Genomic DNA, 13,232 nt, shown 5'->3' with positions numbered 1-13,232 from the left:
GTAATTTCCTTTCGCCAAGCCTTTCCTATGCCCACCTGAGTACCATCAAAGAAACTATTTAAGACCGAAGGAGGCTTTGAATGACTCACAGATGGACGATAGCAGGAATTGTCACCCTGGCGGCATTGGTTACGGCAGTTTCCAGTGCGAATTCAACGGACTTGCATCAAGACAATGCGCCCCGAACTCACTATGGTGGACCGGTCCAAAACACTCGCAACAACCAAGCCACGCCCACCAGCGGCGGCACTGCGGCGAAAGCTATTTTTCACCCGGTGGACGTTCAGGATAAAACTGGATGTCCAGCACAGGATCTCAGAATTTTATGGCTACACCGACTGAGTACCCCTCAATATTGTCGCCCTTCGCAACACGTGCCATAACGCGAAACTCTTCGATCCAGGCCGAGTCATTTCTGGACAGGTCCAGTTCTATCCCTGCACCCAACTGTGCAAGCCACTCACTGTCCAAAACGATTCCCTGGTCACCTGGAAGATAAGAGGCCGAAACTTCACCAACCCATCGCGTAGGCTGGGAAAACACCCGCACACCCGTCGACACTCTGACTCGGGACCAAGCTACGGTCGAAATTGCTTCGGCCTGCCCAACAAGATCGGCGTCCATAGGTTCAAGAATGATATGCGTATGTCTAAATCGCAGGTCGAGCTCGTGGTTACTCGCCCAACGGCGATTATATTCCGCAACCAATGAACCGCCATATCCCAGTGCCGTTATGCCCCCGTCGCTCAGAAAGTCCAAATCATCTTCGAGGATAATGTTGACCAACTGGGCAGCAATGGAACTATCACTTTGAACTCGGCCGATTGAAAAATTGACCATGGGGCGAATTTTCCAGCCCTGGCTTATATCAAATTGCCAACCCACCCCGCCGGTGGCGGCAATACTTGTCCAATAGGACGGTATGTCTGTGTTTGTGCCGCCCTCGGACAACAAGAACACCGGGTCATAATTGGTGAACCCAACGTATCCTTCAAGGAAAACCGGAACGTCGCTCGAAACTCTGAAGCCGCCACCGATTTGGCCACCTCGAAGGTCATAGTCGTCGCCATTTTTTACATTCTTGTCTAACAGGAGGACACTTGCAGATTCATTTGGCGCGGCCGAGATACCCAAAATCGCAAGCGCGCCTTTAACATTATCGCGCACGTCGAACCCACTCCCGTCGTCAATCGATTGCGCCGATGATGGATCTGCTACAGCCATCAAAACCACGCCAATCAACGCCAACTGCTTCAAGCTGTTCGTCAATTTCCCCACTAGCGCAATTCGCATAGACGTCCCCATAGCAGCCCAAGAGTACCTTTGAACCTAAAACACACCTGCAATTCGGCCTTCTGATCGGCGCGGAAGCATTTGAGCCAGAATCCAAACCAAGAGGCAACATCACAAGAGACGCCGGGTTTATCTGTGGCGATTTTGCATCCTGTTGAGAGGGCTCACCAAGTCGCAGAGACTTCCCCTTCCAGCACACCTCAGGTCACCAAAGATCATTACTCCACTGGCCCCACCGCTCTCAAAACGGCGTATTCTACAACTTATGGATGTCGAACGTCGCGCTTATTGGTGATCGACAGCCAGCAGCGTCAGGGAGACTAGAGACAGTACCTTTCCTCTATCAGGTTAACAGCACAGGCCACGCCATCTTCCTTAGATAGAGCATTTCCCAACGCGGACGCGTTTTCGACAAAGGATGTCGAATGACAAAGCTCGACAATTCGATCTGTCAAAGCGGCAGCCGTCAGGTCCTTCAATCGCAAGGGCCGAGGGCCACATTCCAACTCGGCAACGCGCCTCGCCCAAAATGGTTGATCAACACCCGCGGGGCATATCAGTGTCGGGCGACCGGCAATCAAGCCGGCAGCCGTTGTTCCTGCGCCACCGTGATGAATAACACCGGACACGCGCGGGAATAGCCAGTCATGCGGAACATTGTCGATTGCCATGACGCTATCCGGCAATTTTTCATCGCCAAGACCAGCCCACCCCGACGACAGAACAGCGCGGCACTTGGCTGATTCAATTGCCTCAACTATTCGATGCGTTGCACGTTCTGGGCTATCTACAGGCATCGACCCAAATCCCACGTAGATAGGGGCCAAACCGCCGTCCAAAAACGAACTAAGCCTCTCGTCAGCGCGCCAGCCCGTACTTTCGGGCAGTGTCCAGTACCCGATCATTATTGTGTTTTCGTCCCAATCCGAAGGGGGCGGTACTACGAGTTTGGAGACGCCTATCAGTCGCAAATCTGCCCCGTAGAAAGGGTCTGCCCCATTTCTGGGCCGGTATGTCCTCGAAAGGCCCAGAGTTTGCTGTCGCCATTGAGACAATTGCCGGCCATAGAAGGTCCGAACCCAGTGAAGCGGCAACCACGTCAGCTTGTTGGCCAACTTCCCATAATCGCAGGACATGGTGATTATTGGAAACTCCGATGTTGGCATCATCGGGATCGGGGACGCAAGGACAACCGGGGCGCCTGTGACCTCAGCATTATCAGCAGCACCAATGACCTTTGGATGATGAACCAATATATCGGCGTTCTGCCCGACTTCCCACAGGGTCTCGAGCGACTTTTCGAGCATCGGTATTGCAATGCTTTTCCAAATTTTTCCAATACCAAACGGATTGCCCGCCAAAATTTTGCGGATTTCACTGGATTGGAGAAGATTCTGTATATTGGTACCCATCGTGGCGTACGACAGACCGAAACTGCCGATCCAACTCGCAAAATCGTCGGGTGCCGCGAGCACCACGTCGTGCCCACGCCGCGTTAACCCCGGGGCCAACGCTATATATGGCTGAACGTCTCCACGAGAGCCCTGTGCGAATATGGCAATGCGTTTTTTGGTAACCAAATCCGTCCTTTCCGATCTCGCGCCCAAATATAGAACACGTCTTTTCCGCAATTTTGGCAGTCTACAAAAAGGAGCACTGTTGTAGTTAGAGCTATGTCACTCGAAATTGTCATGAGAATGCAAGCCGGATATCTTCAAGTACGAGATCGTTTCTGTCCCAGAGGCTGAGTGCAAAGTTACATGTTGTCCAAAGTACGTTATTCCAGCGCACCGAAAATCTACAGGTACAGAATTCTGTCCGCCCTTTTTCCCGCTTTCAAAAACAAGGCGCATCTGGGAAGACTAGACACAGAAATCCAGGAGTTGGCACGTCGATCGATCTTTTCCAACAATGGGGAGTACGTCTATGTCAAAAACCCCAAATGTGGCACGAGCGCTGTGGCTGAAAAGATTCACGAGTGGCAGTACGGAAGAAAGTACACCGGCAACATACATCAATGCCCTGAGTTAGTACGAGGGAAAGACTGCCCGCACGAGTTATTAAGTGGCTTACTAGACGACAAGGTTTTCAAGTTTAGCTTTGTGCGAGATCCGAAAAAGCGGGTCGAAAGTGCATTCAAGAACTTCTTTCTTGATTTCAAAAACCCCGAGCACGGCCGCCATTTGCCCTACATCAAAGGCTTTGGGTTCAATTCCAACAACTCTAGCAGCCAAAATTTCAATATATTTCTAAACTATATCGAATGCGGCATTTCAGAAAATCCACGGCGTTTCGACCCACATTTTCGCCCTCAATTTTTCAATCTCCGCCCCGACATCATAAAATATAGCCATATTGCAAAAGTGGAGACTTTGAACACAGAACTGATCAATTTGTCGGAGCAGTTAAGCGAACATGAGGTGGAACACGGGACGATCGCCGCAAAACGCGTAAACCAATCTATCTCAGAGTTCTCGTCTACTCCCGAACAAGCCGATCGGATTAGACGCTTGTTCGATGTTGACTATTCTTGGTTCAACTACTGATCGCTTCAGAATTTACAGTAGCTCAGGGGGTTTTGTCGCAAATTCCTTTGAAAACTGAGGAGATGGCGCAATAAACACTCTATCCGAAGACTTGGCTGACCGGCTTGCGAAACACGGAGTTCGGGCGGGAGAACGCGTGACGCTATTGGCCGAAAACTGCGCCACTTACGTGGTGCCGATCCTTGCGCTTAGCCAACTGAATGCATGGGTCGTAATGATGAATGCGAGAGCCACGCAGAGCGAAGTGCAACGGGTGCTGGACAGCTCTCAATCTCGCTGCATTCTGTACACCCCGAAAGCCTCCGACACTTTCAATGAACACTCCAGGACCTTCGGAGCGGTTGTGCCTTTTCCGTGCCACACGCCCGGCTGGGTGAAGTGGTTGGTGCCAGGATTCAATTGCGTGATGGCCACGAGGCAACCGCGCAGGACATTCAGGACTATCTGGCCGGACACATCGCGAAGTTCAAAATTCCCGAACATCTGTGGCTGCATACCGAGCCTTTGCCGCGTGGCGCCACGGACAAACTCGACCGGCGCGTGTTGCGCGCCCAATGCCTTGAATTGCTAAACCAGGATTGACGTATGACCACTCAAGACGACCTTGTCACTTACCACGCCACCTCGGGCAAAGCCGCGAGGGAGGTTCCGGATATCGACGCCTCGACTCCGCGCCGCGAGGTGAAAACAATCGGCATCATTGGTGCCGGCACCATGGGTGGCGGGATCTCGATGAATTTCGTCACCGCAGGCTACAACGTCCGGATTGTTGAGACCAAACAAGAGGCGCTGGACCGGGGTCTGGCCGTGGTGCGCAGCAATTATCAGCGCAGCGCAGATCGTGGCCGCTTCCCTCAGGAAGAGGTCGACATTCGCATGGCGCGCTATGATGGCCGCCTGTCACTTGAGGATCTGGCCGATTGCGATCTGGTGATCGAAGCCGTGTTTGAAGACATGGAACTGAAGCGCAAAATTTTCACCGATCTCGACCGGATAATGAAACCGGGTGCAATCCTGGCCACGAACACCTCGGCACTGGACATCGACGAAATCGCCAGCATGACCAGCCGACCACAGGACGTGATCGGCCTGCATTTCTTCTCGCCTGCCAACGTCATGAAACTGTTGGAAATCGTGCGGGCCGAGCACACCGCGCAAGACGTGCTGGCCACTTGTCTCGACATCGCGCTTGAGATCAACAAAATCGCTGTGGTGGTTGGCGTCTGCCCCGGATTTGTCGGCAACCGGATGTTGTTCAAACGGCAGGATCAGGCGATGAAGCTGGTCTATCGCGGCATCATGCCTTGGGATGTGGACGCAGCGTTAAACGCCTTTGGCTTCAAGATGGGACCGTTCCAGATGTCGGACCTTGCGGGTCTGGATATCGGCTGGTCCAAAGGGGCCACAACAGACAACCCGATCCGTGATGCGCTGTGCGAACTGGACCGGCGGGGTCAAAAAACCAACGCCGGCTATTACGACTATGACGAAAGTCGCACACCGCTGCCTTCGGATGTCACCGCGAGAATCATTGCCGACATCACCGGGGCGGAACCATCCCAAATGGCGCAGGATGAAATTATCGACATCTGCATTTGCCCGATGATCAACGAGGCAGTGAAAATCCTTGAAGAAAACAAGGCGCAGCGGCCCAGCGACGTCGATGTGGTCTGGATCAATGGCTATGGCTGGCCCGCCGACAAGGGTGGCCCAATGTACTATGGCGACACGATCGGTGCAGCCAAGGTTCTGGAAGTCATGGAAAAACTTGGCGCAGAAGACCCAGATTTCGCGCCTGCGGAAACGCTCAAAAAGCTCGCCGCAAGTGGCGGAAAATTTACGGAAATCGACACCGGCGGTCTGAAAACCGCGCGCGACTGAGGGAGAAGTCATGTCCTACGAATTCATTACAACCGAACAGCGCGGCAATGTTCTGCTGGTCACCATGAACCGCCCCGAGGTCTATAACGCGGTCCACGCCCCCATGCATCACGAGATGCACGATTGCTGGAACAAATTTGCCGAAACCGAAGACCAGTGGGTCGCCGTCCTGACCGGCGCGGGCGACAAGGCCTTCACCGCCGGCAACGATCTGAAGCACACCGCAAAACACGGCCCCCAGCCGATCCCCGAGACCGGATTTGCCGGGCTCGCCATGCGTTATGATCTGGAAAAGCCCGTCATTGCTGCGGTGAACGGGTTCGCCATGGGCGGGGGTTTTGAGACCGCGCTCAGCTGTGACATCATCCTCGCCTCGGACCGTGCAAAATTCGCTCTGCCCGAGGTCAAGGTCGGCTTTTTTGCTGCCGCGTCCGGGGTGCAGCGCCTCAGTCGTTATATCGGCCGTCTGGCTGCGCAGGAAATGATGTTCACGGGCCGTACCATCGACGCCGAAGAGGCACTGAAACTAGGCTGCGTGAACGAGGTTCTGCCCCATGACGATCTGATGACCCGCGCCATGGCCCTGGCCGAGGAAATCTGCACCGTGTCGCCGTCCTCGGTCAAAGCGACCAAGCGGGTGCTGAACCGCATGGCCCAGATCGAAGGCTTCCCCGACAGTATGCAGCATTCGCGCGAAGTTCTGGCCGATCTGGCCCAGACCGAAGACTTCAAGGAAGGCGTGAGCGCCTTTGCCGAGAAACGTAAACCGAACTGGGTCAATCGCTAGTACGCCCGCCAGAACAGGAGACCCGACATGGTCCAAACAGTCGCAGATATGAACAATCTGGAAATGTCCGAAGGCGCCAAGCCGCTTTTGGAAAAGGTGATCAAACATATCACCGAAAACGTTGATCCAATCACCGAGGAATTTCACCGCCTTGGTCATGGCCGCGCCGACCGCTGGTCTTATGCGCCCGGTCAGCTGGAGTTGCTGGAAACCGCCAAGCAAAAGGCGCGGGATGCGGGGCTGTGGAACTTTTTCCTGCCCAATGCGGAAACCGGCGAAGGTCTATCGAACCTTGACTATGCCTATATCGCCGCCGAGCTGGGCAAGAACCCGCTGGCGCCCGAAACGCTGAACTGTTCGGCCCCCGACACCGGCAATATGGAGGTGCTGGAGCGCATCGGCACGCCCGAACAAAAGGAACAGTGGCTCAAGCCACTGCTGGCGGGCGAAATCCGCTCGGCATTTGCGATGACCGAGCCGGACATGGCGTCGTCGGATGCGCGCAATATCAGCACCCGCGCGGTGCTGGAAAACGGCGAATGGGTCATCAACGGTGAGAAATATTATATCTCGGGCGCCGGTGATCCGCGCTGCAAGATCATGATTGTCATGGTAAAAACCTCACCCGACGCGGAAACCTTCCGCCAGCAAAGCCAGATCCTGGTGCCAATGGACACGCCCGGCGTCGAAATCGTGGGCCCAATGCATGTTTTTGGTCAGGATGACGCGCCGCATGGCCATATGCAGATCCGGTTTACCGACGTGCGCGTGCCCGAAAGCAACATCCTCTGGGGCGAAGGCCGTGGGTTCGAGATTTCCCAGCTGCGCCTTGGGCCGGGGCGGATTCACCACTGCATGCGCTCAATCGGACAGGCGGAAAAGGCGCTGGACTTGATGATCGCGCGCGGCATTAGCCGCGAGGCATTCGGCCGCAAGCTTCTGGATCTGGGCAAAAACATGGAAACCCTGTCCCGCATGCGGATCGAGATTGAAGCCATGCGTCTGATGGTGCTCAAGGCTGCCAAGGCGATGGATACGATGGGCAACAAAGAAGCGCGCATCTGGGTTTCGATGATCAAGGCGATGGTGCCCGAAAAGGCCTGTCAGATCATCGACCAGGCCATGCAGATCCACGGCGCGACAGGCCTCTCGCAATGGTCGCCGCTGTCCGAGATGTATACCGGCCAGCGCACCCTGCGCTTTGCTGATGGCCCGGACGAGGTGCACCACGCCGTTGTCGCGCGGGCCGAGGTCAAGGATTACCTGTCTTCAAACGAACGGCAGGCCGGCGCCGCGGGCAACTCGGCGGGTGGCCAACTGTTCCAGGGGCCGTAAGGCGAGGAAAGGAAAGACAGAATGACCAATATGTTTGACCTGAGCGGGCGCAATGCCCTGCTTACTGGCGCGTCGCGCGGAATGGGGCTGGAGATGGCAAAAGGGTTGGCGCTGCAAGGTGCCAACGTGGTCATCTCGGCCCGCAAGATGGACGGGCTTGAGGCTGCCGCAACCGAGATCAACGAAGCGGTGGGCCGCAAGGCCGCCACGCCGATGACCTGCAACATCGGCAAAAAGGACGAGGTACAGGCCCTAGCCAAAGCCGCGCATGATCAGGTTGGGCCGATCTCGATCCTGATTGGCAATGCCGGGGTGAATCCGTTTTATGGCAAGATGCGCGACATCCCGGACGAAGCGTATGAGAAAACCATGCAATCCAACGTCCAGTCCAACCTGTGGCTGGCCAATGCGGTTTTCCCCGACATGAAGGATCTGGGCGGCGGCTCGATGCTGTTCACCGCGTCGATCGGCGCGTTCAAGCCGTCTGATACGCTGGGCACCTATAACATCTCGAAGCTGGCGCTGATCGCGCTGGTGCGCAACCTGGCGATGGAGATGGGTCCGGCGGGGGTTCGGGTGAATGCACTTTGCCCCGGTGTGATCAAGACCGAATTTGCCCGCGCCCTGTGGGAAAACCCGGAAACGGCCGAGTACTACCTAAAGCAGGTGCCTCTGCGGCGCCTGGGCGAGCCCGAGGATTTCACCGGGATCGCGGCCTTTATGGCCTCGGATACCAGCCGCTATATCACCGGTCAGGCACTGACCGTGGATGGCGGCAGCGTGATGTGGACGTAGAAAGGTAACACATGGAAATCCAAGGACAAATCGTCGTTGTCACGGGCGCAGCCAGTGGCATCGGCAAGGCGCTGGCCGAAGCATTCGCCGAGGCAGGGGCCAAATCTGTTGTCTGCGCCGACCTGAACCTTGCGGGCGCAAAAGACACCGCCAGGGACATTGGCGGCATTGCCATCATGGCGGATGTGTCGAAAGAGAACGACATCGCCGCCCTGATCGAAAAGACTGAGGCCGAGGTTGGCCCCATTGGCATCTTTTGTTCCAATGCCGGCATCCTCAGCGTCGGCGGGCCGGAAACGGACAATGAGACCTGGCAAAAGATCTGGGAAATCAATGTGATGTCTCATGTCTGGGCGGCGCGCCATGTGGTGCCACGCATGGCCGAACGGGGTGGCGGCTATTTGCTGAACACGGCCTCGGCAGCGGGTCTGTTGAACCAGGTTGGATCCATGGCCTACGGCGTGACCAAACACGCAGCGGTGGGCGCGGCGGAATACCTGGCCTTCACCTATCGCGATCAGGGCATCGGCGTTTCACTGCTGTGCCCGCAGGCGGTGCGGTCGGAAATGACGCGTGGACGTGACGGTGGCGTTGCCCATCAGGACGGGCTGCTAGAGCCCGAACCGGTGGCCGAGGCCTGCCTGCAGGCGATCCGAGACGAAACCTTTCTGGTACTGCCCCATCCCGAGGTGTTGGGATATATGCGCAACAAGACCGACAATTATGACAAATGGATCGGCGGCATGCGCAAACTGAACCGGATGTACGGGGACGCGCTGAAACGCTGAGTTTCTACGTATTCTTGGGTAAACACTGCCGGTCACCCGGATGGCAAAGGCAGGAGTGAGGGGCCAGCCCCTCACACTCCCCGGGATATTTTCAGCCAGATGAAGATCAAAGGCGATACACCTTGCGGGCCGTACCTGCAAACAGTGCATCCTTTTCCTGTTCGCTGTAGTCCGCTGCGATTTTCTTGAGTCCATTCCACAGGACCGGGTAGCTGATCGAAATGCGATCCACGGGGAAGTTGCTTTCAAACATGCAACGGTCCGCCCCAAAGCAGGCGATCATATGGCGATACCAGGGGGCCATCACATCGGCAAATTCCTCTGATCCCGGCGGCTGAGTCCGGTCGTGCCAGCCCCAGCCATTGTCGGGCATGGCCATTCCGCCCAGTTTGGCCATCACGTTTGGACATTCTGCCAGCGCGGCAATATCATCTTGCCACCGATCAAAAATGATCTCGCTTTGCCCGTCAAACCGTCCCACCCCCAGAGGGGTGGACAGGTGGTCCAGGACCAGCGTGGTGCCCGGCACCGCGCGCGCCAGATCGACAAAGGCAGGCAGTTGGTGATGGTATTGCCATGTATCATATGTCAGGCCACGTTCGCCCAGCCGCGCCACACCGTTGCGGAAGTCGGGGTCGGCATAGAGGTTCTCTGGGCTTTGTTTCGGCAGGAACAGCCGGTCCGGTTCCAAATCGCGCGCGCCAGCGTGACGGATGCCCTTGAACAGGCCCTGTCCCGCTGCCACATGCGCATCCAGAACGGAATCCAGATCGGGATTGCGCAGATCGGCGAACCCAACAATCCCGGTCAGTTTGGCAGGCCCCTTATGCGCCTGCGCCATGGCCGTAACGGTGCGGGTTTCCTCAACCGGCGCCAGTGGGTTGGATGAGGCGGGATCATAGTAGGACCGGCATTCCATGAACATGGTTTCCACCACATTGTGCCCGCTGGAGGAATCGGCCTCTAGCTCAGCCATTTCATAGACATAGCCGTGGCGTCGCCAGAGGTGGTGATGAGGATCGACGATTTCACGATCCGGTTCAATGATGTCTTCACGAACCTGCGCAAGCCAGTCATCCCGCGCGGCCATGCGCGGTATCCATGCCTCATCCACTGACACCTCATTGTCCTCCCTGAGCTTTAGCTATTTTGGTTTGCGTGGCCGTATCAGCCCTTCTTGCATTGTCGTGGCCACCAGCACTCCGTCCTGATTGTAGATCGCCCCGCGATTGAGACCCCTACCGCCGCCGGTAAACGGTGCGTCCATCGAATAGAGATGCCAGTTTTCAAAGGCCAGCGGCGCGTGAAACCACATGGCATGATCCAGACTGGCGCTCATGACTTTGCCCTGAAACCATGTCAGTCCGTGAGGGCGCAAAGACGATCCCAAAAGGTTCATGTCCGAGGCATAGGCCAACAAGCAATGCTGCATCTGATAGCCATGGCCTGCCGCTTCCTTCATGCGGATCCAGCTGTGGTTGCGGTCGTCCTGAACGCCCGGCTTGAACATATCCTGCGGATCGACGTCAGACACGTCGATCGGCCGGGCACGCGTGAACTCTGCCCGGTGCTTTTCCGGCAGAAGATGCGCGTCCCTGGCCCTTTGCTCGTCCCGAGACATCAACCCCTCAGGGCCGGGCACGACAGGCATGGGATGCTGGTGCGCCCATCCCTCTTCTGCGACGTGGAAAGAGGCGGACAGGTTGAATATCTGGCGTCCATGCTGAATGGCCACCACGCGGCGGGTGGTGAAGCTGCCGCCGTCGCGGGCACGGTCCACTTCGTAGATGACAGGAATTGACGGGTCGCCCGCGCGGATGAAATATGCATGCAGCGAGTGGCACATTCGGTCATCGACCGTGCGATAAGCCGCCATCAGGGCCTGAGCAATGACCTGCCCGCCATAAATGCGTTGCGGCGTTTCCCCTCCTGCTCCTGAGCCGCGAAACAAATCGACCTCCAAGTGCTCGATGTCCAGAAGATCGATCAGTTTTAGGGCAGCATTATTCATGAACCAGATGTTCCTCACGTAATTTGGCATAGTCGACAAAGGTGTCAAAGCTGCCAGGATTGGACATGGAATCCCGGTTAACTACAAGCGCCGCATCCCCCCCAAGCAGCAGCTTTTTCACCGGCACTTCCAGTTTCTTGCCCGATAGGGTGCGCGGCACCTCATCAATCTGGATGATCTCGTTGGGGATAAAGCGGGCCGACACGGCGGTGCGGATCGCGCTGTTGATCTTGTCTTTCATCGCGTCATCAAGCACCTGCCCGTCGGCCAGCACCACAAACAACGGCATAAAACTGTCGCGGCCCAGAAACTCAAGATCAACGACCAGGGAATCCATCACCTCGCCCAGCCCTTCGACCGCCTGATAAATCTCGGACGATCCCAGGCGCAGCCCCTTGCGGTTGATGGTGGCGTCCGACCGACCATAAATGACCGAGCCACCTTCGGGCGTGATCTCGATCCAGTCACCGTGACGCCAAATTCCCGGATAAGTGTCGAAATAGCTGTCATGCAGCCGTGAACCGTCCTTATCCCCCCAGAAAAACAGCGGCATCGATGGCAGCGGCTCGGTGCAGACCAGTTCTCCGACCGTATTGAACACCTCGTTGCCTGCCTCGTCAAAAGCTCGCACCGCATTGCCCAGCATGCGGCACTGCATTTCACCCGCCCGTACTGGCATCATCGGGTTGCCGCCCACGAAGGCGCTGGCCAGATCGGTCCCGCCCGAAATAGGTGCCAGCCAAAGGTCGGATTTGACCTGGCCATAGATCCAGCCATAGCCATCGGAACTGAGCGGAGATCCGGTTGAGCCCATGGCCCGTAGCGCCGACAGGTCCAGATCGGCGGGGCGAATGCCTGCCTTGAGACATGCCTCATAAAACGCAGCACCTGCCCCTACGAAACTTAGACGATGGCGCGCTGCAAACCGCCAGAATGCCATCATGTCGGGATGGTTGGGGGCCGCATCGAACATCGCCAGAGTGGCCCCCTGCCCCAGAACCGAAAGTTGAGAATTCCACATGATCCAGCCAGACGAGGTCATCCAGGCATAGCGGTCCTCTTGCCTCAGATTGCCATGCAGGCTTCGCTTGGCGTTTTCCAGCAGCACGCCGCCATGGCCATGCACGATGGGTTTCGGGTTGCCGGTGGTGCCCGAGGAATAGACGATCCACAACGGATGATCGAAAGGCACTGGTGTCGCAGCGTATTCTGCATCGCCCTGCGTTAGCGGGGCAAACTCCTGCGCACCCTCGGGGGCGGCGCCTGCCACGGGCACCCACAGCGTCTGCTCAAGAGATGGCAACCCAGCGCGGATGGTTTCCAGCAAAGGACGGCGGTCAATGTCCTTGCCTGCATGGGTATAGCCATCTTGGACGATCAGCACCTTTGGTTCGATTTGTTGGAACCGGTCCAGAATTGCGACGTGGCCCATATCCAGTGCGCAAAGAGACCAGATCGCACCAAGACTGGCGGTCGCGAGGCACGCAATCAGAGAGGTTTCAGTATTGGGCAACACTGCGACGACCCGGTCGCCTTTTCCCACCCCCATGTCCCGCAGGTTTGCCGCCAGGTTGGCGACCCGGTCGCGCAGTTCGGCCCAGGTCAGGGACGAAGCCCCAAAGGTTTCAGATTCAACGATCACCGCAGTCCTGTCAGGCTGTTCCTCGGCCCATCGCATAACCTGATCGCTATAGTTCAGCATGGTGGCTTTGTTGCAAAGTTTTGAGCTGACCGAACTGTCTTGGCGATTGCAACGAAACTAGGCAGCCAACTCAGCGAATTGTTTGAACGGACAG

12 protein-coding genes and 1 pseudogene are annotated in these 13,232 nt (G+C 56.7%); 8 read left to right on the top strand and 5 right to left on the bottom strand.

The window, feature by feature from the left end; genetic code table 11:
* Positions 1-315: 315 nt before the first annotated feature.
* Both ACR0KS_RS15915 and ACR0KS_RS15910 read right to left on the bottom strand, forming a co-directional pair.
* Positions 316-1,293, bottom strand: coding sequence for an autotransporter outer membrane beta-barrel domain-containing protein (locus ACR0KS_RS15915; RefSeq protein ID WP_170416108.1), 978 nt, complete (start codon positions 1,291-1,293; stop codon positions 316-318).
* A gap of 320 nt (positions 1,294-1,613) precedes the next feature.
* Positions 1,614-2,804 carry a glycosyltransferase gene (locus tag ACR0KS_RS15910; RefSeq protein ID WP_480693271.1) on the bottom strand — a complete coding sequence of 397 codons (1,191 nt, stop codon included), beginning with the start codon at positions 2,802-2,804 and terminating at the stop codon, positions 1,614-1,616.
* 237 nt (positions 2,805-3,041) lie between these two features.
* Here ACR0KS_RS15910 and ACR0KS_RS15905 point away from each other — a divergent pair, with 237 nt between their 5' ends.
* The 8 genes and pseudogenes from ACR0KS_RS15905 to ACR0KS_RS15870 all read left to right on the top strand — a co-directional run bounded on the left by ACR0KS_RS15905 (position 3,042) and on the right by ACR0KS_RS15870 (position 9,425).
* Positions 3,042-3,839 carry a sulfotransferase family 2 domain-containing protein gene (locus tag ACR0KS_RS15905; RefSeq protein WP_170567708.1) on the top strand — a complete coding sequence of 266 codons (798 nt, stop codon included), beginning with the start codon at positions 3,042-3,044 and terminating at the stop codon, positions 3,837-3,839.
* Positions 3,840-3,909: 70 nt separating this feature from the next.
* A pseudogene (locus tag ACR0KS_RS15900) lies at positions 3,910-4,125 on the top strand (AMP-binding protein); the annotation flags it as partial.
* Positions 4,126-4,193: 68 nt separating this feature from the next.
* Positions 4,194-4,421, top strand: a complete 228-nt coding sequence (locus tag ACR0KS_RS15895; protein ID WP_480681517.1) for a hypothetical protein — start codon at positions 4,194-4,196, stop codon at positions 4,419-4,421.
* 3 nt (positions 4,422-4,424) lie between these two features.
* Complete coding sequence (locus ACR0KS_RS15890; protein WP_170416100.1) at positions 4,425-5,720, top strand: 3-hydroxyacyl-CoA dehydrogenase; 1,296 nt, start codon at positions 4,425-4,427, stop codon at positions 5,718-5,720.
* A gap of 10 nt (positions 5,721-5,730) precedes the next feature.
* Positions 5,731-6,507, top strand: a complete 777-nt coding sequence (locus tag ACR0KS_RS15885) for an enoyl-CoA hydratase-related protein (RefSeq protein WP_170389061.1) — start codon at positions 5,731-5,733, stop codon at positions 6,505-6,507.
* Between the two features lie 48 nt (positions 6,508-6,555).
* The gene (locus ACR0KS_RS15880) at positions 6,556-7,842 is read left to right on the top strand and encodes an acyl-CoA dehydrogenase family protein (RefSeq protein WP_170389111.1); all 1,287 of its coding nucleotides are present in this window, start codon (positions 6,556-6,558) and stop codon (positions 7,840-7,842) included.
* Between the two features lie 21 nt (positions 7,843-7,863).
* Complete coding sequence (locus tag ACR0KS_RS15875; RefSeq protein WP_170567710.1) at positions 7,864-8,637, top strand: glucose 1-dehydrogenase; 774 nt, start codon at positions 7,864-7,866, stop codon at positions 8,635-8,637.
* An 11-nt stretch (positions 8,638-8,648) separates the two neighbouring features.
* The gene (locus ACR0KS_RS15870) at positions 8,649-9,425 is read left to right on the top strand and encodes an SDR family oxidoreductase (RefSeq protein ID WP_170416096.1); all 777 of its coding nucleotides are present in this window, start codon (positions 8,649-8,651) and stop codon (positions 9,423-9,425) included.
* A gap of 106 nt (positions 9,426-9,531) precedes the next feature.
* On the opposite strand, the gene ACR0KS_RS15865 is transcribed toward ACR0KS_RS15870, so the two are convergent.
* From ACR0KS_RS15865 to ACR0KS_RS15855, 3 genes are read right to left on the bottom strand one after another with little or no spacing between them, the layout of a single operon-like run.
* On the bottom strand, positions 9,532-10,545 hold the full coding sequence (locus ACR0KS_RS15865; protein WP_480681514.1) for an amidohydrolase family protein: 1,014 nt from the start codon (positions 10,543-10,545) through the stop codon (positions 9,532-9,534).
* A 24-nt stretch (positions 10,546-10,569) separates the two neighbouring features.
* Entirely contained in the window at positions 10,570-11,436 is an 867-nt protein-coding gene (locus ACR0KS_RS15860; RefSeq protein WP_170416094.1) for an acyl-CoA thioesterase, read from the bottom strand.
* Positions 11,429-13,138: an acetoacetate--CoA ligase gene (locus ACR0KS_RS15855; RefSeq protein ID WP_480693264.1), complete on the bottom strand. Its 1,710-nt coding sequence runs from the start codon at positions 13,136-13,138 to the stop codon at positions 11,429-11,431. Before ACR0KS_RS15855 ends, ACR0KS_RS15860 begins: the two co-directional genes overlap by 8 nt.
* Positions 13,139-13,232: the final 94 nt, after the last annotated feature.

The organism is Ruegeria sp. BC7 (genome assembly GCF_056539165.1).
This window is presented reverse-complemented; position numbering and strand designations above follow the sequence as displayed.